Source organism: Natronoarchaeum sp. GCM10025321 (assembly GCF_042663585.1).
Taxonomy (GTDB): domain Archaea; phylum Halobacteriota; class Halobacteria; order Halobacteriales; family Natronoarchaeaceae; genus Natranaeroarchaeum.
The window spans coordinates 1,850,511-1,868,066 of sequence record NZ_JBHTAN010000006.1; the positions used below are offsets into that span (position 1 = coordinate 1,850,511).

Annotated in this window: 26 protein-coding genes; 15 read left to right on the top strand and 11 right to left on the bottom strand. The window is 63.6% G+C overall.

Translation table 11 applies throughout. From position 1 onward, the window contains the following. Positions 1 to 114 precede the first annotated feature (114 nt). Positions 115 to 288 (top strand): hypothetical protein, encoded by a 174-nt coding sequence (locus ACFQL3_RS12260; protein ID WP_377054665.1) that lies wholly within the window; start codon positions 115 to 117, stop codon positions 286 to 288. Here the strand turns inward: ACFQL3_RS12260 and ACFQL3_RS12265 are convergent, their stop codons facing one another. Next, positions 289 to 1,143, bottom strand: a complete 855-nt coding sequence (locus tag ACFQL3_RS12265) for a polymer-forming cytoskeletal protein (RefSeq protein WP_377054667.1) — start codon at positions 1,141 to 1,143, stop codon at positions 289 to 291. A 107-nt stretch (positions 1,144 to 1,250) separates the two neighbouring features. Between ACFQL3_RS12265 and ACFQL3_RS12270 the strand changes: the two genes are divergently transcribed. Together ACFQL3_RS12270 and ACFQL3_RS12275 are read left to right on the top strand one after the other, a co-directional pair. Next, on the top strand, positions 1,251 to 1,454 hold the full coding sequence (locus ACFQL3_RS12270; RefSeq protein WP_377054669.1) for a DUF5800 family protein: 204 nt from the start codon (positions 1,251 to 1,253) through the stop codon (positions 1,452 to 1,454). 247 nt (positions 1,455 to 1,701) lie between these two features. Further along, entirely contained in the window at positions 1,702 to 2,160 is a 459-nt protein-coding gene (locus ACFQL3_RS12275) for a HalOD1 output domain-containing protein (RefSeq protein ID WP_377054671.1), read from the top strand. Between the two features lie 13 nt (positions 2,161 to 2,173). Here the strand turns inward: ACFQL3_RS12275 and ACFQL3_RS12280 are convergent, their stop codons facing one another. Together ACFQL3_RS12280 and ACFQL3_RS12285 are read right to left on the bottom strand one after the other, a co-directional pair. Then, complete coding sequence (locus ACFQL3_RS12280; protein ID WP_377054673.1) at positions 2,174 to 2,695, bottom strand: DUF7097 family protein; 522 nt, start codon at positions 2,693 to 2,695, stop codon at positions 2,174 to 2,176. A gap of 31 nt (positions 2,696 to 2,726) precedes the next feature. Continuing rightward, positions 2,727 to 3,383 (bottom strand): DUF6517 family protein, encoded by a 657-nt coding sequence (locus ACFQL3_RS12285; protein WP_377054675.1) that lies wholly within the window; start codon positions 3,381 to 3,383, stop codon positions 2,727 to 2,729. Between the two features lie 71 nt (positions 3,384 to 3,454). Here ACFQL3_RS12285 and ACFQL3_RS12290 point away from each other — a divergent pair, with 71 nt between their 5' ends. Continuing rightward, the gene (locus tag ACFQL3_RS12290) at positions 3,455 to 3,607 is read left to right on the top strand and encodes a hypothetical protein (RefSeq protein ID WP_377054677.1); all 153 of its coding nucleotides are present in this window, start codon (positions 3,455 to 3,457) and stop codon (positions 3,605 to 3,607) included. On the opposite strand, the gene ACFQL3_RS12295 is transcribed toward ACFQL3_RS12290, so the two are convergent. After that, positions 3,604 to 5,115 carry a hypothetical protein gene (locus ACFQL3_RS12295; RefSeq protein WP_377054679.1) on the bottom strand — a complete coding sequence of 504 codons (1,512 nt, stop codon included), beginning with the start codon at positions 5,113 to 5,115 and terminating at the stop codon, positions 3,604 to 3,606. The two genes, ACFQL3_RS12290 and ACFQL3_RS12295, sit on opposite strands and share 4 nt — an antisense overlap. Positions 5,116 to 5,331: 216 nt before the next feature. Between ACFQL3_RS12295 and ACFQL3_RS12300 the strand changes: the two genes are divergently transcribed. The 5 genes from ACFQL3_RS12300 to ACFQL3_RS12320 all read left to right on the top strand — a co-directional run bounded on the left by ACFQL3_RS12300 (position 5,332) and on the right by ACFQL3_RS12320 (position 8,373). Then, positions 5,332 to 6,159 (top strand): aldo/keto reductase, encoded by an 828-nt coding sequence (locus tag ACFQL3_RS12300; protein WP_377054681.1) that lies wholly within the window; start codon positions 5,332 to 5,334, stop codon positions 6,157 to 6,159. 47 nt (positions 6,160 to 6,206) lie between these two features. Then, positions 6,207 to 6,947 (top strand): hypothetical protein, encoded by a 741-nt coding sequence (locus ACFQL3_RS12305; RefSeq protein WP_377054683.1) that lies wholly within the window; start codon positions 6,207 to 6,209, stop codon positions 6,945 to 6,947. 50 nt (positions 6,948 to 6,997) lie between these two features. After that, positions 6,998 to 7,192: a DUF7333 family protein gene (locus ACFQL3_RS12310; protein WP_377054685.1), complete on the top strand. Its 195-nt coding sequence runs from the start codon at positions 6,998 to 7,000 to the stop codon at positions 7,190 to 7,192. Positions 7,193 to 7,267: 75 nt separating this feature from the next. Then, positions 7,268 to 7,651: a nascent polypeptide-associated complex protein gene (locus ACFQL3_RS12315; protein WP_377054687.1), complete on the top strand. Its 384-nt coding sequence runs from the start codon at positions 7,268 to 7,270 to the stop codon at positions 7,649 to 7,651. Further along, the gene (locus tag ACFQL3_RS12320) at positions 7,648 to 8,373 is read left to right on the top strand and encodes a methyltransferase domain-containing protein (protein ID WP_377054689.1); all 726 of its coding nucleotides are present in this window, start codon (positions 7,648 to 7,650) and stop codon (positions 8,371 to 8,373) included. Before ACFQL3_RS12315 ends, ACFQL3_RS12320 begins: the two co-directional genes overlap by 4 nt. A gap of 10 nt (positions 8,374 to 8,383) precedes the next feature. On the opposite strand, the gene ACFQL3_RS12325 is transcribed toward ACFQL3_RS12320, so the two are convergent. Both ACFQL3_RS12325 and ACFQL3_RS12330 read right to left on the bottom strand, forming a co-directional pair. After that, positions 8,384 to 8,953 carry a hypothetical protein gene (locus ACFQL3_RS12325; protein ID WP_377054691.1) on the bottom strand — a complete coding sequence of 190 codons (570 nt, stop codon included), beginning with the start codon at positions 8,951 to 8,953 and terminating at the stop codon, positions 8,384 to 8,386. Positions 8,954 to 9,034: 81 nt separating this feature from the next. Further along, positions 9,035 to 9,346 (bottom strand): transcription factor S, encoded by a 312-nt coding sequence (locus ACFQL3_RS12330; protein WP_377054693.1) that lies wholly within the window; start codon positions 9,344 to 9,346, stop codon positions 9,035 to 9,037. 144 nt (positions 9,347 to 9,490) lie between these two features. On the opposite strand from ACFQL3_RS12330, the gene ACFQL3_RS12335 reads away from it, so the two are divergent. The 3 genes from ACFQL3_RS12335 to ACFQL3_RS12345 are packed head-to-tail and all read left to right on the top strand — an operon-like array spanning position 9,491 to position 12,663. Further along, a complete protein-coding gene (locus tag ACFQL3_RS12335) occupies positions 9,491 to 10,801 on the top strand; it encodes a CARDB domain-containing protein (protein WP_377054695.1) in 1,311 nt (436 codons plus the stop codon). Position 10,802: 1 nt separating this feature from the next. Then, positions 10,803 to 11,510, top strand: coding sequence for an ABC transporter ATP-binding protein (locus ACFQL3_RS12340; RefSeq protein WP_377054697.1), 708 nt, complete (start codon positions 10,803 to 10,805; stop codon positions 11,508 to 11,510). A gap of 28 nt (positions 11,511 to 11,538) precedes the next feature. After that, on the top strand, positions 11,539 to 12,663 hold the full coding sequence (locus tag ACFQL3_RS12345) for an ABC transporter permease (protein ID WP_377054699.1): 1,125 nt from the start codon (positions 11,539 to 11,541) through the stop codon (positions 12,661 to 12,663). 1 nt (position 12,664) lies between these two features. Here the strand turns inward: ACFQL3_RS12345 and ACFQL3_RS12350 are convergent, their stop codons facing one another. After that, positions 12,665 to 12,922, bottom strand: coding sequence for a hypothetical protein (locus ACFQL3_RS12350; protein ID WP_377054701.1), 258 nt, complete (start codon positions 12,920 to 12,922; stop codon positions 12,665 to 12,667). A gap of 118 nt (positions 12,923 to 13,040) precedes the next feature. Here ACFQL3_RS12350 and ACFQL3_RS12355 point away from each other — a divergent pair, with 118 nt between their 5' ends. Further along, entirely contained in the window at positions 13,041 to 13,538 is a 498-nt protein-coding gene (locus tag ACFQL3_RS12355) for a DUF5797 family protein (protein ID WP_377054703.1), read from the top strand. Between the two features lie 6 nt (positions 13,539 to 13,544). On the opposite strand, the gene ACFQL3_RS12360 is transcribed toward ACFQL3_RS12355, so the two are convergent. Next, positions 13,545 to 13,847 carry a winged helix-turn-helix domain-containing protein gene (locus ACFQL3_RS12360; RefSeq protein ID WP_377054705.1) on the bottom strand — a complete coding sequence of 101 codons (303 nt, stop codon included), beginning with the start codon at positions 13,845 to 13,847 and terminating at the stop codon, positions 13,545 to 13,547. Between the two features lie 186 nt (positions 13,848 to 14,033). On the opposite strand from ACFQL3_RS12360, the gene ACFQL3_RS12365 reads away from it, so the two are divergent. After that, complete coding sequence (locus ACFQL3_RS12365; protein ID WP_377054707.1) at positions 14,034 to 14,951, top strand: DUF4397 domain-containing protein; 918 nt, start codon at positions 14,034 to 14,036, stop codon at positions 14,949 to 14,951. 82 nt (positions 14,952 to 15,033) lie between these two features. On the opposite strand, the gene ACFQL3_RS12370 is transcribed toward ACFQL3_RS12365, so the two are convergent. Continuing rightward, on the bottom strand, positions 15,034 to 16,095 hold the full coding sequence (locus tag ACFQL3_RS12370) for a DUF5787 family protein (protein ID WP_377054709.1): 1,062 nt from the start codon (positions 16,093 to 16,095) through the stop codon (positions 15,034 to 15,036). Between the two features lie 88 nt (positions 16,096 to 16,183). Then, positions 16,184 to 16,678, bottom strand: a complete 495-nt coding sequence (locus ACFQL3_RS12375) for a PUA domain-containing protein (protein ID WP_377054711.1) — start codon at positions 16,676 to 16,678, stop codon at positions 16,184 to 16,186. 144 nt (positions 16,679 to 16,822) lie between these two features. Here ACFQL3_RS12375 and ACFQL3_RS12380 point away from each other — a divergent pair, with 144 nt between their 5' ends. Then, on the top strand, positions 16,823 to 16,999 hold the full coding sequence (locus ACFQL3_RS12380; protein ID WP_377054713.1) for a hypothetical protein: 177 nt from the start codon (positions 16,823 to 16,825) through the stop codon (positions 16,997 to 16,999). A 20-nt stretch (positions 17,000 to 17,019) separates the two neighbouring features. Here the strand turns inward: ACFQL3_RS12380 and ACFQL3_RS12385 are convergent, their stop codons facing one another. Further along, the gene (locus ACFQL3_RS12385; RefSeq protein ID WP_377054715.1) at positions 17,020 to 17,517 is read right to left on the bottom strand and encodes an NYN domain-containing protein; all 498 of its coding nucleotides are present in this window, start codon (positions 17,515 to 17,517) and stop codon (positions 17,020 to 17,022) included. Between the last annotated feature and the right edge of the window lie 39 nt (positions 17,518 to 17,556).

Below are 17,556 nucleotides of genomic sequence, written 5' to 3' on the forward strand. Positions count from 1 at the left end.
TGTGGTGGTTACTTAAATCTTAGATTAAAGACCAACATATTCCGGGCGGGTATTAGTCCAGTGGTACACGGCCGACCCGAACGTTTGTGCGTGATGCACCCGTCGGTGTAGCCGATGAACGACCGTGAGGTCTGTAGCGAAGCGGGCTGTGACCGGCCCGCTGCCGTGTTGCTCCACATCCCGTGGGCCGAGAACAGGGCCGTCTGTACGGCTCATGCGCGAGTCCTCGCCCGACAGGACGGTGTCGTCGCAGAGCCAATAGAGGACGCCGCGGAGGACTGGCAGTAGTCACTCCTGGTCGCGCGAGACGTCCTGTTTCAACTCTACTTGCCCGCTTGCCCGCATCGATCCGTCGACAGTGGCGCCCGATTCGAGTTCGAGGTCGCCACAGGAGACGTCGCCGAGCACTCGGGCGTCGTCAGCGATGGCGACAGTGCCGTTTCGGGTGGTCACATCGCCGTGGATCCGCGTGCCCGACCCGATGAGGATATCTTCGCGCGCGCGCAAACTGCCGAAGACGTTGTTCTCCTCGCCGACGGTGATCGACTCCGCGCGAACGTTTCCGTGGAGCCGACAGTCGTCGCCGATCCGTGCCGGCGTCGAGACGCGCCAGGCGTCGTCGCTGACAGTCGCGTTCCGGGGCACGAGCAGTGGGTCTTGATCGGGGTCTTCGCTCTCGGCAAACTCGCCGAATAGCTCCTCGGCGGCTTCCTCCTCGCCGAGTCGGAGCAGTTGCGAGAGGTAGATAAACAGGAACACGATGGTCGGCATCGGATTGCGGATGACGATCCATCCGTTCGCCTCGAACCCTTCCTCGATGTCGACGTCGTCGCCGATATCGAGGTCACCACTGACCATCAACTGACCGCCGACGTGGACCCGCTCGCCGAGATAGGCGTCGCGGCCGACGAGGACGTTGCCGGCGACGTCACACCACATATCGAGTCGGCAGTCCGCTTCCGCCTCGATATCCCCGCCGAAACGAACCCCCTCTCCCGCGAGGACGTTCCGGCCGCGGACACCGAACTCGACCGTACTCCGCCCCCCGACGACGACGTCCCCGCCTGTTACCAGATCATGCTCTTCGACGGTGGTACCGTCGGGGATGGATAGTTCGTCCAGCGGATTCGATCGCAGCGACACACCACCTGGTTTCCCCCCACGAATATTAAACCCACGGCGGGCGTCCGACGGGCGTCAGACAGACGCCATTCTGCACACTTTTACCTTCGAGGCCCCGATTTGTTCTCATGACTACACTCGCGTTCGACGAACAGGGTGTCGACGTCGTCTACGAGGGCACCGAGTTCAGACTGGAGCGGGAACTGATCGAGAAAGCGACCGAAAAGAGCTACTTCGACGTAACCGATCACGAGGTGCTTCAGATGGTCGCCTCGAACCCGGACCTGCAGGGCGAGCCACGGCGGATCGGCGACGTCGTCGACCACCGCTGAGACCGGGCCGGACAGGAATGACTCATTATCGCCGTCCGGGGCTATCGGATCGTCGTCCGCGAGGACGGCAGCGTCGACGCGGAGCAACTGGACGCCTTTGTCGCCGACGACGGTAACGACGGAGAGTTTCGGGTGTAACCGTTCTGCGACGAGTCCTGTCGGAACGAGTGTGAATAAAGATCAGTCGAAACCACTGCCTCTTTATCTCGGGAGGTTGGATGATGTTGGAGAGACTGTACAGACATATATGAACGATTCATTTGGTGGCCGGACGGGAGACGACGATGACGTCGAATACGTCGCGGTGAGAGAGGACGGAACGGAGACCGGAACGCTGTTCGATCCGGACGAGGAGGACGCCTGGATCGAATCGGACGCACTCGTCTCGCTCGCCGGCGACGAGGCGTCGGGAACGCGCTTCGACGCCGAGACGGGCACGTATCACATCGAGTACGACTGGCGCGACGCCATGCCGATGAGCATGATCATCGTCATGGTGGTCGCCGATCTGGAGGGGACGGACCCGATGAAGCTCTCGCCGCTCTACGATTCGCTCGATCCGGAGCTACTGGACACGCTGTTTAGTCCGCGGTCGGACGGGACGCTCGCAGTCGGCGAAGTGACGTTTACGTTCGAGGGCCACCACATCCACGTCCACAAACACGGCCACATCAGCGTTCGCCCGCCCGAGGCGCTCGACGAATGAGTGTCTCCGACGCCTAGAGGTCGTCGTAGCGGTCGGCGGCCGACTCGAAGGCCAGTTCGTCGCGCTCTTTACTCCGACGTCCTTCGGCTTCGACGAGCGCCTCCGGATCCGGCGAGACGTCGTCGGTGACCCGTGCCCACGAGTCGTGGACCTTCGCATGGCACCACCGACACAGATACACCGTTATTTCGTGGCGTAGCTCCTCCCCATCGCCTGCATACGAGAGGTGATGTTCTTCCAGTAGCGGGCGTTCGTCGTCGTGGGCGACCCGCCGCTCTTCGAGGCCACAGCGAAGACACTCGCGGTCGTGGTTTCTGGATCGGAACTGTGGACAATCGGCCCAGTCCCAGTCGTCGCCGTCGGCAACCGGGCAGGCGAAATCGTCCGCCCGTCGTTCCCGTGCGAACTCGGGGTCCTGTTCGGCATACTCGAAGGCGTACCGACAGCGGCCGTCGTCGGTGACGAAGTCACAGATCTCGACGTGTTCGTACGGGTCGTCGACGCCGACTGACGTCCCGGCGGGCGTCTTCTCCATATCACCGGTCGGAGGCGAACACTGTTGAACGTTACTCCCCGACGTGTTCGATCTCCTGCATCAGCGTGTAGATGTTCGACCGTTCCTGACCCAGCGCGGCGGGGTGTGCGCCGACCGCGATGATCAGGTCGTCGCCGCTCGCGACGGTGGTGACGTGGATGTAGATGTCGACCTGCTCGCCCTCGAACTCGGCCGTGGTCTCGAAGGTGCTGATGCTCACTTCCTCGCCGAGCACGACCTCTTCCCTGCTGTCGACCTGTTCGACGTCGTCCAGCCCATCGTACTCGTCACCGAGTTGGCCCTGGAACTCCGAGAGGAGTTCGTCGTGTGATAGCTGGCCGATCGGGTTGAGCGATTGGCCCGCTATCTCGGCGTTCGGCGTCGACACGACCGCGAACGTCGCCGCCTGTTGGGAGTCACCCTGAACGGTCAGATCATTCTGGTACGTGTTGATCCAGTTGCCGACGATTACCCGGCGCTCGACTCCTGCCGCTTCGACGGTCTCGTCTATCGTCAACTCCTCCGTATTTGCGTGGCTGTACTCCGTCTCCTCAAGTCCGTTATCGCTGACGGAGGCTTCCGATGCGGTGAATTCGACGGTATCGCCGGAGATCAGGTCCATACAGCCCGCCATCGAAGCCAGCCCGACCGCGGCTCCCGTCAGTACGGCGCGTCGTCCCAATTTCATAGTGGTAATAAGCCGGTCAGTATATAAATCCTTTCTGGCAACAAAACTGATGTAAAGCGCACTGATCCGCGATGTCAGTCGAGACGTGTCTGCTCGCTGTCAAGCGTTTCGACTGTCACCGTATCGGTGGTCAGATCGAACTCAACGACGCGGGCGACGTGGTCGGCTACGGGCGTACCGACCGATATCGCCGGAACGAGATGCGGAGCAACGAGGACCTTTAGTCCCAGTCGACGACGGGCGTCTCCGATCGGCTGTACTCCTGATAGGCTCGCTGCATCGCGCTGACGGCTTCCTCGAAGGAGTCCCCGCCCGCAAGTTCTGCCCGAACACGGTCGAGTTTCCACGTGCTCGGTGTCGTCCGTTGCTCCCAGCGCGCTTCTAGGGGATCGATGTAGCGTTCGACGACATCTTTCGGGACGTCCTGAGCCGCTAGCCCTGCCCGAGCGAGCGAGAACAGTTCGTCGTAGATGTCGTCTTTTTGTTGGGTGCGCTCCCCATCGGCAGTGACCCACGCGAGGTCGGCATCGATTCCGTCGGCGACCGCCGCGTAGAAGCTCTCTTCGGCGGCCTCGTGATCAAGCGTCGCGAGCGGGTGGTCGGTCGCGACGATACCGCGGAGCAGGCCCGCGACGAGCACTTGCAGGCCGACGTTGCCCGCGACGGTTGGCTGGGTGGGGAGAGGACGATACTCGATCCGGATCGACCGACGGTCGCCGCCGCCGACTGGCTGGCCGCCGACGACCGAGCGGACCCAGCGCCAGTAGGTTCCGCGCTTGTGGTCGAACTCCCAGAGCCGACCGTCGATGGTCGTCCGGTCGTCGTCCGCGACCCACTCGCGGAGGAACGGAGCACAGGTCGGATCGTCGAGGAGGTACTCCAGCGTGTCGGCAGTTGTTCCGATATCGCCGGGGACCCGAACCTTGTTCCAGGCGGCGTTGATCGATTGCTCGAAGGCCGGGATCCGGAGTTCGTGGTGGGTCTCGTCGAGCAGGCGTTCGGGGTCGTCGACGTCGTACAGATCGACGGGCAGCAGCGGCGAGTTCGTCACCAGCGCCAGCACGGGCCCGAGGGTCCGGATCGCGGCATTGTAGTAGGCCGGCAGGTCGTCGGCGTCCGGTAGCTGGAGATGGGGCTGGATAGAACTCGTCAGCGACTCACAGAGGATCGACGGGAACTCCACGTCCGCGCCCGGCACGGAAATCGGCACGCTCCCGTCGGTCTGCTGGAGTATCTCGTTGTCAAGCGCGTAGTAGCGAGTCGATTCAGTCATGTTTCGGGCTATCGTCACGCCGTCCTCGGAGGCCACGTCGCCGAGGTACGAGCGGGTCCCTTCGGCGGGCGGGACGGCCCACATCGCGTCGAGCACGATTTCGGCCCCCGATTCGCGAGCCACAGCGCGTGCGGCTTCGAGACTGGAGCGGAGTTGGTCCGCCTGTGCCGCGATCCCGTCTTCGTCAAAAGGCGTCGGATCGGTATGTAGTTCGGCGTTGTGGAGGCCGAGTTCGCGGTCGCAGGGCGCGTCGAACACGTCGTCGGGAAGCCGAACAAGCCCGCCATCGTCCATCGCGTACGCCTCTATCTCGATACCGAGCGCGAAACCCGGATTGTTCAGGTCGCCGCCCTCCAGCATGTCGGCAACCGTCGACGCCTGTCGTTCGACGCGCTCGTCGAACGTCTCTGCGGTCGCCGGCAAGAGCGACCGCAGGATCAGATCGGTGTGATCAGTCATTGTGGTCGTATTGGACGCCCACGTCATAGCCCTTCGGCATCGGCGCGACGGCCGGACGTCGGACAGTCCACTCGAAGCCACAGTCTGTCGCGCCGCCAGCGCTCATCTATCCGCTCTCGAAGGCCCGCCATATAGTGAGATAACCGACCGAGGGAGGCGGGATGCCCTCACGGTGATTTCCCAACCCCTTTCCGGAGAGAGCCCCCATATACGGCCATGTTGCAACTGACTAGCGACGAGTGTCCGCGCACGAACGGTATGCCGATGCTCGGTCTCGGAACGTGGCAGAACGAGGACCCGGAGCAGTGCGCCGAGAGCGTCCGAACGGCGCTGGAGACGGGCTATCGACATATCGATACCGCGCACCTGTACGGCAACGAGGAGGCCGTCGGCGAGGGGCTTGCTCAGGCCGATGTTCCCCGAGAGGACGTGTTCCTCGCGACGAAACTCTGGTACGACGACCTCTCGTACGAGGACGCCCTCGCGTCGACCGAGGAGCGCCTCGACGTACTCGGCGTCGACTATCTCGATATGCTGTACATCCACTGGCCGGTCGATACGTACGATCCCGAGGAGACGTTCCTCGCTCTCGAGGAACTCCACGAGCGCGGCCTGATCGAACGCGTCGGAATCAGCAACTTCGAGCCAGAAGACATGGAGACGGCCGCAGAGGTCTGTGACGTGCCGATCTTCGCCAACCAGGTCGAGTGCCATCCGTTCCTCCCGCAGGAGGAGGTCCGGGCGAAAGCAAAGGAACTCGACATGGAGGTCGTCGCCTACTCGCCGCTCGCTCGCGGGGCCGTCTTCGAGTCTGAGACGCTGACCGAGATCGCCGAGGCAAACGACGCCAGCGCAGCGCAGGTCAGCCTCGCGTGGCTACTCGAAAAGGGTGTCACGCCGATCCCGAAGGCGACGAGCAGCGCGCACATTGAGGACAACTGGGGCGCGCTTGCGCTCGACCTGAGCGACGAGGAGATAGCCCGCATCGACGCCATCGAGGCGGTCGACCGGAAGGTCGATCCCGATTTCGCGCCGTGGAACTAGTTCGATAGCCGGAAGCTTGAAACCGGATCGCTCGTTCTGTATTCCGTATGAGTACGCGGTTGTCAGGAGGTGGCGGGCTAGTCGGTGCGATCAGGATCGACCTCCAGCGGTTACACGAAAGCTGGATGGAACTCTTGTTCCCGCGCCAGCGGGGGACCGGCCACTCCGTGCTCGGGAAGTGGACGCCGAACACGACGAGTGGCTGGATCGGCTACCGGCTCTGGTCCGCCATCGGTGTGCCGATCGTCGCGGTGCTGTACCCGCTGGCGCTGTTCGGCTTCATGCTCCGATTCTACTCGACCCGGATCGATCGGGTCGCCGCAGGGCTCGGCGTCGTCGGCGTCGTCGTCATCGCGGCGCTGGTCTGGGGCGTGCTGACAGTCCTCGCCCACCAGGCGTTCAGCACCGACGGCTTTCTGGCGGTACTGGCGGCCGGAATCGTCGCGACAGTCGCCGCAGGACTCGCCGTCGTCACCTCGCAGTCTGGCGGCCGCCCCGTCTCGGTCGTCTTCGCGTACCCCGCCGCGATGACCGCGCTCTTTCTCCCGCCGGTCGTCGCCGCGCTGTTCTCGCCGACGATCGGTGATGTCATCCTGTCGGGCAGTGACTCGCTCGCGATCTGGCTGCTCGACACCGTCCTTAGCGTCGGCGGGATCGACCAGTGGCTCTCCGAGCAGTATACGCTCGCCGGGGCGGCCTATCTCGGGATGTGGTTCGGTATCGCCGTCCCGCTCGGCTGGGTAATCGGCTCGATGGTGACGCTTGCCGAACTCGTCCGGCCGTCCTGAATCCTCCCTGTCTCGGTATGCTTAGGAGGCAGCAGTACTGACGCCCCAGTATGGAGTTCGATCTGACCAAGACCGTCGCAGCGTTCCTCCTGATCAACGCGATCGGCGTCGGCGCGCTGATCGGTGCACCGATGATGGAAACGGACACGATCCTGATGATGGTACTGCCCTCGATGCTCGCCTTCGGTGCGATCACGCTCTCCCTCGGCGTCAAGTACGGCGAGTACCGGGCGACTACGGCCTGATTCTCGCGACCGAGAGTGTCTATCAGCGGACCTGATCCCGTCAATTATTTCCCCGCGTAGAGCCACCCTCGGAGTATGTTCGGAGGAGGTGGCGGTGGCATGGACCCCCGCAAGATGAAGCAGATGATGGAACAGATGGGCGTCAACATGGAAGACCTGGACGCCGAAAAAGTGATCATTCAGACCCCCGACGCCGATCTCGTCTTCACCGACGCCGAGGTGAACAAGATCGACGCGCGCGGCCAGGAAACCTACCAGATCGTCGGTTCGCCCGACGAACAGGAACCCGGCACTGCCGGCGGCGACGCGCCAGCCGTCGAGAGCGGTGACGCAAGCGGCGTCCCCGAGGAGGACGTCGAAATCGTCGCGATGCGCACGGGTGCGAGCGAGGACGACGCTCGCGAAGCGCTCGAGGACAACGACGGTGACCTCGCTGCCGCAGTCGACCAGCTAGAGTGACCGTTCTCGTCGTTCGCGGGAGCAGACAGTTCCTCGTCGAACCCGGCGAGGAGCAAGGCACCGATCTGGGCGTACTGGCGGTGCCGGAAGACGTCGAGCCAGGCGATACGATCGAGACGCATCTCGACGAGGAGTTTCAGGTCCGGCGTCTGCGCGGCCCTGACCTGTTCAACCACATGGAGCGCACCGGCGCGCCGATGATGCCCCGGGATATCGGGCTGATCATGGGCCACGTCGGCGCTGGTAGGGGCGACCGCGTGCTGGACGCCGGGACCGGAACCGGCGTACTCGCCTCGTATCTCGGCCGAGCGGGTGCGGACGTCCTGACGTTCGAGCAGGATCCCGGATTCGCCGAAGTGGCCCGCGAAAACATGGAACTGGCCGATGTGAGCGATACCGTCGAAGTGCGGGCGGGCGACGTGACCGAGTTCATGACGGATTGCGAGGAGCGATTCGACATCATCACGCTCGACACGGAGGACGCCCCAACGGTCGTCGAGCAAGCCCCGGAGCTACTCGCACAGGGAGGGTACCTCGCTGTCTACTCGCCGTTCGTCGAGAACACTCGCGAGGCCTGTCGCACTGCACGAGAGGTCGGCCTCTCCGACGTCGTCACGCAGGAGACCATCCAGCGCGAGATGGATTTCGACGACCGCGGCTCCCGGCCCTCGACCGCCGGTGTCGGTCACACCGGCTATCTGACGTTCGCGCGCAACGTCTGAGCGACCGCACTCATTCTACGGAGCGGATCAGATCCAGCAGTTCGTCGCGCCACTTCGCTGGCGTAGCCTCGACCCCGTCCAGATCGGCAGTCCGTGGGTGTGCACCGCCGGCGATCCGAAAGCCGTCACCGAGCCAGATGGCAAGCCAGCCCTCGACGCCGACCGAGTCGCTCTTGCCGTCATACCGACCCCGATAGCCCAGTAGCGTGGCACGGTCGCCGCTCTCGACGCGCATGCGCTGGCGGGTCGTCCGGTCGACATCCTCGATGCCGCGCTCGGCCAGGTCGGCGGCGAACGCCCGTTTCGCTTCTGCGATCACCGTCGGCCGGACCATCTGTCCCAACCCCGGTCCGAGCGACGGTGAGAACGAGAGTCGTGTCGCGAAGAAAAAGCGGACTGTCGCGTCGCCGAACGCGTCGCGCAGTCGTTCGCGCAGATCTGCATCCTCGTAGACGAGCGTTCGCCCGGTGACGGTCAGCGTCGGCATGCGGAACCGGGTCTCGACGGTGTCTTCGATCTGTTCCCACCCGTCGTCTTCGAGTCGGTCGGCCGGGACCGTGGGCGGCGGCGGATCTGCCATCGAGTGTAGTTTTCTCCCTACCTACTTGAGGATTGGCGCGGCTATGATCGCCGTCGCAGGAGGCGTCGAGAAGTCGATGCGTTAGTGGTCGTCTTCGCGCCACTTGTGCTCGCACTCGGTACAGACGAAAAAGCGCGTCTCGGACTCGTCGGCCGCCCGGATCTGCTGCATATACCAGTGCGCACGGTCGTTCTCACAGTTCGGACACCGGGCGTCCGTCGTCGGCAGACCGCTCTCGCCCTCGCCCGTTTCGATCACTTCGCTGACCTCCTGATCGGTGGTGACGACGTAGTTCGCATCGGGGTTCTTCGGCTGTTTGTTCCCGCAACTATCACAGATCCACAACTCCTCGTCGGCTTTCATCATCGAACCGCACTCGTCGCAGAACTCCATTGGTACACAGGACTACACCAGTGACGAGTGATAAGCCCGGCGTTTGGCCGGTTCCAGCGACGGAGACCTGTCGTCGCTCTTGTGTTCTGATAGCAAACGACAACCCTCCGACACCCCTTTACTTATTCACTCCTGAGCGTAATTATGGATAGACTTCGGACAGTAGCATCCGTCTTTATCGTTCTCGTTCTCCTCGTTGGGGGGTTAGGTCTGGCCACGGCCGTCCCCGACGCGCGCCTGATCGTCGACGACGCCACGGTGACGCCGGAGACCCCCGATCCCGGCGAGACGACGACCGTCGACCTGAGCGTCTCTAACTCCGCCGGAAGCGGGGAGCCCGTAACCATCGACAGCGTCACTCTCAGCGACGAGGAACGGGTGTACGCGACCGCTGAAAACGTGAGCGCCCTCTCGCCCGGCGATAGCGTCACAGTGCCGCTATCGACCGCGTTCGATGAGGCCGGCGTCCACGAACTGACGGCCACGGTGAACGGCTCCTATGCCGACACCGACGACGACGGTGAGCAGATCACCGAAACGGTAACGATCACCTACCCGGTGACCGTCGTGGTCGGCGGCGTCGACGCCGATGGCATCAAGGACGACGTGCAGGTCGACGCGCAGGCAGTCGACGCGAGCAGCATCGAGGACGACGAGGAAGAGCCCGCAGCAGGGGTCGACCTGAACGTCGGCGACCTCGGCGGCGCGCTCGGCGGGGCGAACATTCAGCAACCGGACGACGGAGAGGAGGAAGAGGATTCGGCCGACAGGGTCGGTGACCGGCTGTTACGGATCGAAGTGACGAACTTCGGGACCGCGACTGCCCGCTCGGTCGTCGTCGAACCGGCGGCGAACGAGAGCGACCTGCCGCGACTCCCGGTCGCGGATCTCGAACCGGGCCAGCAGGAGATAGTCTACGTCGACCTCGCTCGGATCGAGAAGGCAAGCACCGTGGACGTGACCGCGCGGTACACGCTGGGAACGGAGCGTCTCACGAGTGCAACGGCCTACGAGTACGCGCCAGAGCAGGTTCCGTCCGCGGCGCTCCAGTTCACTGATCTCGATCTAGTCACCGACGGTGACGTCGTCAAAATATCTGGCAACGTCGCGAACGTCGGGACGGCAGGAGCCAGCGGCGCTGTCGTCGCGGTCGAAGAGAGCGAGGGGGTCGACCCGATCTACCCCCAGCGTAGCTACTTCGTCGGTGCCGTCCCCGAGAGCGATTTCGTCGGATTCGATCTGACCGCAAGCGTCGACGCGAACGCGACCGATAGCGTCCCCATCACGGTGACGTATCTGGATGACGGCGTCGAACAGGAGCGAACTGTCGAGCTAGATTACGTGCCGCGCGAGCAGGCGTCCGGCGAGGACGGACGGACTCTCTGGCCGTTCGCTCTCGCAGGTAGTGCTGCCCTCCTGGTGTTCGGCGGCGGCGCACTCGTCTGGAGGCAGTAGAATGGACGCAACTGAGGCCCCACAGTCCGCGACTACGGATCCCGAAAGCGTGCCGGCGCTGGCGCTCGACGCGGTGACGAAACGCTACGAGAGCGGCGCAGAGACGGTCATCGCTCTCGACGACGTAGACCTGCAAGTCGAACGCGGCGAGTTCGTCACCATCATGGGCCCCAGCGGTAGCGGGAAGTCGACCATGCTCAACGTGCTCGGCTTGCTTGACGAACCCACGACCGGCACAGTCAAAATCGACGGGCAACTGACCGGGGACCTCGCGGACGACCGGCGGACGACGATGCGAAAGGAACTGCTCGGCTTCGTGTTTCAGGATTTCTATCTCCTGCCGACGCTGTCGGCGGTCGAGAACGTCACGCTTCCGACCATCTTCGGCGACGGGCCGCCCCGCCGCGAGCGAGCGATCGACCTCCTCGAACGCGTCGGACTGGCTGACCGACTCGATCATACGCCGACGGAGCTAAGCGGCGGCCAGCAACAGCGGGTCGCAATCGCCCGCGCCCTGATCAACGAGCCACGGATCCTGCTGGCCGACGAGCCAACGGGCAACCTCGACGTGGACACCAGTCGGCAGGTGCTCGACGAACTCTCGGCGATCACGAACGACGGCGTCAGCGTGATCGCGGTGACACACGACGAACTCGTCACAGACTACACCGACCGAACCGTCGAGTTGTTCGACGGACGAGTACGATGATCGAGGCTCACACCGGAGGTGAGTCCGTGTGGTGAAGTTCCCCGCAATCTTCGTCGCACGCCGGAACCTCTCGCGGAACCGGTTCCGATCGATCCTGGCCGGCCTCGGCATCCTCATCGCCGTCGTCGCTATCGCCGCCCTGGGAATCTTCGGGAACGTCCTCTCACTGGGTGCGGCCGACGCGCTCGGCGACATCGGCAACGAAGTCGTCGTGACGCCGAACGCCGACGAGGGGTACGAGGAGATCAGTCAGCGGCAGGTCCAGTCGATCGAGCGCGTCACCGACGACGTGACGGTTGCACCGATCAAGACGCAGCGAGGGTTAGTTACCCGCGGCACGGCATCGACCGCGTCGCAACTGTTCGGGATCGAGGATCCCGCCGCTATCTACGAGGCCGCGGAGGGACGGTTGCCGGACAGACACACGCAGGGAGCGATCCTCGGGAGCAGCGTCGCCGAGCAACTGGAGGCAGGCGAGGGCAACGTCGTCACTATCGAGGAGACGACCTACCGGGTGATCGCCGTGCTCGAACCGGTCGAATCGTTCGGCCCGCTCTCGGCGGATGACGCCGTCTTGCTGCCCGAGAGCGCCGTCGGCGGCAGTGGCTACGAACAGGTCGTCCTCCGCGGAGGGGAGGCTGGCGCAACGTCGGGCGCGGCCGAAGCCGTCAGAGGCGAACTCAACGCCCGCGAAGAGCGGATCGACGTCTTCGAGCTATCGGAAATCACCGACGAGATCGACGAGTTCTTCTCGCTGCTACAGAGCTTCCTGCTCGGGATCGGTTCGATATCGCTGGTGATCGCCGGCGTGAGCATCCTGAACGTCATGCTGATGAGCACCGTCGAGCGCCGCGAGGAGATCGGTGTCATGCGGGCAGTGGGCGTCAAGAAAGGGGAGGTGCTCCGGATGATGCTGATCGAGGCCGGGCTTTTGGGGCTGGTCGGCGCGGTCGGCGGCGTCGTCGTCTCGATACTGCTGGCCGCTGGACTGTATCTGGGAACGACCGTTGGGCTGGATATCCTGCTGGACCCGACCAACCTGTTCTATCTCGCGCTGGCGTTCACGTTCGGTATTGCGGTGAGTCTACTCAGCGGCCTCTATCCTGCCTGGAAGGCGGCGAGCGAGCGCCCGGTCGACGCCCTCCGGGATTAAGCTAGCCGTCGCCCTCCGACTGAAACGGCTCGCCGACTGCGCCCCGTGGCAGCGTGTTGTGAAGCCCGGTCGTCAGTGCATCCGGCGACTCATAGCTCTCTCCCGGCATCCCGGCAACGAGGTCACCGAGGTTCTCCTCGCCGTCTGCAAGCTGGAGCGTGACGTCGTCGAGTTCGGCCGCCGCCTCCGCCGGCGTCACCGGATAGTCGAGTTCGTCGAGCAGTTCGTCAAGATGACTGAGTCGGACCTCGCGTCCCATAGATGGTGGACGTGACCGAGTGACATACGTCTATATGCTGGGATGCATGACAGTTCCGTCGGAGCCAGGGGGTGAGATTCAGAACTGGCAAGTACCACGGCATCGATAGCACGACTCGATGACGCTTTCGGAGGAAGCTCGCGACCGTCTGGCTGATATTGTAGAGCTACAGCCGACGAAGAACGGTGAGTTACAGGAGCGCTGGGGGATGGAAAGCGGCAGCGAGGTGCACAGCTATCTCGAATCGGAGCTATCAGATTACTACTACCGCGACGACAACAGCCTGATCCGCGCGACGAGCGAGGCAAACGACCTCGTCGACGTCGAACCGGGGATCGAGTCGGACGAGGACGACGTACCGAGCCTCGTTCGGGTCCCTGAACTGCAGGCGCAGATCCTCGACGTGCTGGCAGGCCCCGACGAGCGGTCACAGAGCGTCGTGTCCGTGCTCCATGCGGTCCGGGACGCCCACGATGTCGATCCGGACACCGAAGCGGTCCGCTCGGCTCTGCAGAGTCTGCGGCGTAAGGGGGTCGTCGACGTCATCTACCGGAGTGTCCCGACGTTCCGGCTGGCGCTCGACCGTGAGGAACTAGATGTCGAACAATCCGATTGAGCCCGATTATAACGTTTTCTCCGGCGGACCAACCTCGTTGCTCTCCTTGCGGATCTGCTCGATGGTCTCCCAGTGTTCTCTGGCGGGGTCGCTCGGCTCGTAGACCGCGCCGTACTCGTCGTCGGTCTTGGAGACGACATCGTGTTGCAGGAGGACGTCGAGATGATGTCTCACGGTCGTGTAATCGAGATCAAGCGCCTCCGCGAGCTGGTTCGCGTTTCTCGGCCGGTCGTCGAGTGCCTGAACGAGTCGGATTCGGTTTGGGCCACCACGACTCCTGCCGAAGACGTACCAGAGCTCGGAGTTCATCTGCCGCGAGTTAGTGGGTGATCCGACATAAGTACAAACTGAATACTCGATCCGGGGCAGAGCCGCCTGCTCCGTAGGCCAGGGTTTGTGAGGACAAGCCAATCATACCGGAGAGAATTAGGAGAGAAACGGGGCAGAGTTCGGAAATGCTTGAAACGTACGCATTTCCCACGTGTATACGTCGTTATGAAACCAGATAGAGGAAGACGTACGATTCTAAAAGCGACCGGTGGAGCGGTACTGTTCGGTACCCTCGCAGGGTGTACCGACGGTGGCGATGGGAACGGCGGAGAGAACGGCGAGGAGAACGGTGGAGAGAACGGCAACGAAACCAACGGTGGGGAGAACGGCAACGAAACCGACGGGGAGAACGGGGAAGAAAACGGCGAGGAGAACGGCGAAGAGGAGAACGGCGAAGAGGAGAACGGCGGAGAAGAAGAGACGGCGATGCTCAGGGTGGCGCACCTCTCGCCCGACGCTCCGAACGTCGACGTCTACGTCGACGACGAACTGACGCTCGAAGACGTTCCGTTCGGCGGGGTCAGTGATTATCTGGAACTATCGCCAGCCTCCTACGCGATCCAGATCACTGCGGCCGGCGACCAGGAGACAGTCGTCTTCGACGAATCCGTCGAACTTACCGCAGGCGCGTTCACCGCGGCCGCAATCGGCGAACTCGCAGAGAACGCGTCCCAGGCCTTTGCAGTACAGGTTTACGAGGACGACCTCTCCGATCCGGGCGAGAACGCACGGATCCGTGCCGTCCACGCGTCGCCTGACGCCCCGAACGTCGATATCGCGGCAGGCGGAGACGTCCTGCTCGAAGACGTCGCGTTCGGCGAGGCCGGCGCGGTCGAAGTGCCGGGCGGCGAGTACACCCTCGGAATCCGGGAGACCGGCGCGGAGGAAGCAGTCGCCGAGTTCCCGGCCACAGTCGAGGCTGGGATGGTCTACTCGGCCTTTGCCGTCGGCTATCTCGCACCAGGAGAGGCTCCTGCCGACGAGGCCTTTGACCTCCTCCTCACTGTCGACAACGAAGGCATGGATAGCGGGATGGAGAACGGTGAAGAAAACGGTGGCGGGAACGAGACTGACGATAGCTGAAGTAAACTGCATCCTTAGCGACGCTCGTCGTCAGTAACCGGCAACGAGATACGAGTCGCGCTCGGACGTGCCTGCTTCCGGGCTATTTTTTCGTCGAGCGAGTCCGTGCACGGCGAGCGGCGAGCAACTGCGTGATCCCGTTACCGGGGCCGCCCTCGATCGGCCAGCCACGCTGTCGCCACGCCGGCGGTTCCGGTTCGAACTCCGGACAGGAGCCAGAACACTCGCTACTGGTCTGGGTCCGACAGTGTGCCCCACACCAGGGGAGTAGCTGTCCCGCCTGCTCGCGCGCGCCGAACCAGCGACAGTCCGAGCGCATCACGTCGACGAACGACCGCCAGCCGCGCTCGTATGCGCGCTCCGCGATTGCCAGCCGTAGATCCGCTTTCCGCTCGCGTGGGACGTACTCGAACGTCGCGGCGGAGTGGTCAAAGGACGAGTCCGAGCCACCTCGATCGGTGATTCTCGTTCCCGGTGCTGCCGGATCGAGCCCCTGTGCGTGCCACGCGACCGAGGCCGAGAGCGTGGCCGGATCGATTTCGAGGACGCCAGCCTCGACGGGCAGGTCCTCGAACAGGGCCGGCGACACCGAGTCGTCAGTCGGCCGGGTCGCGACCCACGCCTCGTCGGCCAGACCGAGCGCGACGTCGCGTTCGATCTGTGGCTGGAGAACCCTGGCCGCACTGGCGTCGAGATCCGGCTTGTTCTCGACGGCGACGATCCGGTCGACCCAGTCGGGGTAGCGGAACCGCCGCCGGATCTCGATCCGATTTCCTGCCTTCCTGACGTCGAGGATACCCCTGTCGTCGGCCTCGTGAATCGTCTCGCGGACGTATCGCCACGGGTAGCCGGGATCGGGGAGTGCGTCGCGGTAGTAGCTCCACTCGTCCGGGGCCGAGCGAACGACGTGGAGGAGGTCGCTGTCCAGCCGATCGGTCCCGAAGTTCGCTCGCTGGGCGAGCGCCTCGCGGGAGGTCTCGATCACGATGGTGTCCCAGCGACGCCGTTTCGTCCCGAGTTGACGGGCAACCAGCACGACGGTGTCGTCGTCGAGCGACCCGGTTGGCGGCCAGTCCCGCTCGGCCCAGTAACAGACGCGAAGCTCGAAAGCGAACTCCGAGTCGTATCGGTGGCTGTCGGGCACGGCTAGAGAGATGCGCCCAGTCGGTCAAAAACGATGTGCACAGTCCACCGGCGTCGGGCGAGCGCCCTGCAGGCCACCAACCCACCCATCACGCCTCGTCGCCGTCAGCCCCTTCCCGGACTTTCACAGCCATCCCGGTCTCGAAGTCGCGCATCGCGTCGGCGGACAGCTCCGCCCGCCCGACCGCGAGCAGGTCGCCGTTCTCGTGGACGACGAGGGCCTCGTCGCCGGGGCGGAGTTCCTCGTCGACGTGCGTGACGAACTTGGCGAAGACGTTCTTGCCGTCGCGGACGAACGGTTCGCTCTCGTCGCCGACGACGACCCGGTTCCGTGGCTCGTCGAGCGCAGTGAGCCGTCGCCCACCCTCGATCCCGAGGGTGAACCGGCCGTCGACGTTCAGGGAGACGAGTCGACCCGCGTCGACGAGCACCTGCTGTGGACGGCCCGAACTGCTTCGCTTGATCGTAAACCGATTGCCCTCCGGGAACAGTATGTGGCCCGCATCGCCGCCGAACTGATAGTCGGCGACGGTTCGGAGGCCCGCTTCGTCTTTTTCCAGTCCAGTATCCTCGGCGTCGCTCATTGGCGGCTACTGGGTCCCAGCGGGTGAAAGCGCTTCGACATTCAGTGAGTCGCTGGTCGACGTTCGTGTGACGCTACCATGTAACAAACTGTCGACTAAAGAGAGAAACATATAAACTAGAAGCGCAAAATCTGGGATATACAGATGGATACTACGAAAGTGGCGGCAGGGGCTGTGCTGATCGCGGTCAGTAGCGTCATACTCCTCGCAACTGGATCGACCGATTCGGGCGTTCCCGTGATGCTGGCAGGCGTGGCAGCGATACTGATGGCCGCTGGCTCCCTGCTAGTTGGGACGTCGGGCGACGGGCCTGCGGTATAGGACCGACTCCGAGTTCCCGCTTAAAGCAGAAACGTCTCCGTCCGCTCGCTCAGGTCGACGAAAGAGTCTGCGGCTTCTTTTAGCTCCTCGGCAGTCGAGGACTCGAAGCCCATCACCTCGACGCGAACGCCCTCGTGGCGCATATGCGAACAAAGTCGCGAGAAGTCGCCGTCACCGGTACAGAGGACGATGGTGTCGACGTGCTCGGCGAGCGTGACGGCATCGAGGCTCATCCCGAGATCCCAGTCGGCCTTCTTGGAGCCATCGCTGAATGTCTTGATGTCCTTGATCTTCGTCTCGAAGCCGATGTCGGTTAGCGCCTCGAAGAAACTCTCTTCCTCGGGCGAATCCGCACGGATGACGTAGGCGATAGCCCGCGTCAACTCGCGGCCCTGGACGCTCTTTTCGAGCAGGGACGAGTAATCGATGTTGTTCGTGTACAGGCTCTGGGCGCTGTGATACAGGTTCTGGGCGTCGACCAGAACGGCGACGCGCTGACCCGGATGGATCTCGCTCATGCCGGGTATTATGCGGGCCAGTACATAAAGAAGGGGAGT

Bases quoted from the DNA above. Each gene is read 5' to 3' on its own strand.
- ACFQL3_RS12385 (WP_377054715.1), bottom strand. From the start codon at position 17,517: ATGAGCGAGATCCATCCGGGTCAGCGCGTCGCCGTTCTGGTCGACGCC.
- ACFQL3_RS12260 (WP_377054665.1), top strand. From the start codon at position 115: ATGAACGACCGTGAGGTCTGTAGCGAAGCGGGCTGTGACCGGCCCGCT.
- ACFQL3_RS12325 (WP_377054691.1), bottom strand. From the start codon at position 8,953: ATGGCAGATCCGCCGCCGCCCACGGTCCCGGCCGACCGACTCGAAGAC.
- ACFQL3_RS12335 (WP_377054695.1), top strand. From the start codon at position 9,491: ATGGATAGACTTCGGACAGTAGCATCCGTCTTTATCGTTCTCGTTCTC.
- ACFQL3_RS12290 (WP_377054677.1), top strand. From the start codon at position 3,455: ATGTCAGTCGAGACGTGTCTGCTCGCTGTCAAGCGTTTCGACTGTCAC.
- ACFQL3_RS12380 (WP_377054713.1), top strand. From the start codon at position 16,823: ATGGATACTACGAAAGTGGCGGCAGGGGCTGTGCTGATCGCGGTCAGT.
- ACFQL3_RS12300 (WP_377054681.1), top strand. From the start codon at position 5,332: ATGTTGCAACTGACTAGCGACGAGTGTCCGCGCACGAACGGTATGCCG.
- ACFQL3_RS12360 (WP_377054705.1), bottom strand. From the start codon at position 13,847: ATGAACTCCGAGCTCTGGTACGTCTTCGGCAGGAGTCGTGGTGGCCCA.
- ACFQL3_RS12280 (WP_377054673.1), bottom strand. From the start codon at position 2,695: ATGGAGAAGACGCCCGCCGGGACGTCAGTCGGCGTCGACGACCCGTAC.
- ACFQL3_RS12285 (WP_377054675.1), bottom strand. From the start codon at position 3,383: ATGAAATTGGGACGACGCGCCGTACTGACGGGAGCCGCGGTCGGGCTG.
- ACFQL3_RS12375 (WP_377054711.1), bottom strand. From the start codon at position 16,678: ATGAGCGACGCCGAGGATACTGGACTGGAAAAAGACGAAGCGGGCCTC.
- ACFQL3_RS12330 (WP_377054693.1), bottom strand. From the start codon at position 9,346: ATGGAGTTCTGCGACGAGTGCGGTTCGATGATGAAAGCCGACGAGGAG.
- ACFQL3_RS12310 (WP_377054685.1), top strand. From the start codon at position 6,998: ATGGAGTTCGATCTGACCAAGACCGTCGCAGCGTTCCTCCTGATCAAC.
- ACFQL3_RS12365 (WP_377054707.1), top strand. From the start codon at position 14,034: ATGAAACCAGATAGAGGAAGACGTACGATTCTAAAAGCGACCGGTGGA.
- ACFQL3_RS12355 (WP_377054703.1), top strand. From the start codon at position 13,041: ATGACGCTTTCGGAGGAAGCTCGCGACCGTCTGGCTGATATTGTAGAG.
- ACFQL3_RS12270 (WP_377054669.1), top strand. From the start codon at position 1,251: ATGACTACACTCGCGTTCGACGAACAGGGTGTCGACGTCGTCTACGAG.
- ACFQL3_RS12295 (WP_377054679.1), bottom strand. From the start codon at position 5,115: ATGACTGATCACACCGATCTGATCCTGCGGTCGCTCTTGCCGGCGACC.
- ACFQL3_RS12350 (WP_377054701.1), bottom strand. From the start codon at position 12,922: ATGGGACGCGAGGTCCGACTCAGTCATCTTGACGAACTGCTCGACGAA.
- ACFQL3_RS12275 (WP_377054671.1), top strand. From the start codon at position 1,702: ATGAACGATTCATTTGGTGGCCGGACGGGAGACGACGATGACGTCGAA.
- ACFQL3_RS12340 (WP_377054697.1), top strand. From the start codon at position 10,803: ATGGACGCAACTGAGGCCCCACAGTCCGCGACTACGGATCCCGAAAGC.
- ACFQL3_RS12305 (WP_377054683.1), top strand. From the start codon at position 6,207: ATGAGTACGCGGTTGTCAGGAGGTGGCGGGCTAGTCGGTGCGATCAGG.
- ACFQL3_RS12315 (WP_377054687.1), top strand. From the start codon at position 7,268: ATGTTCGGAGGAGGTGGCGGTGGCATGGACCCCCGCAAGATGAAGCAG.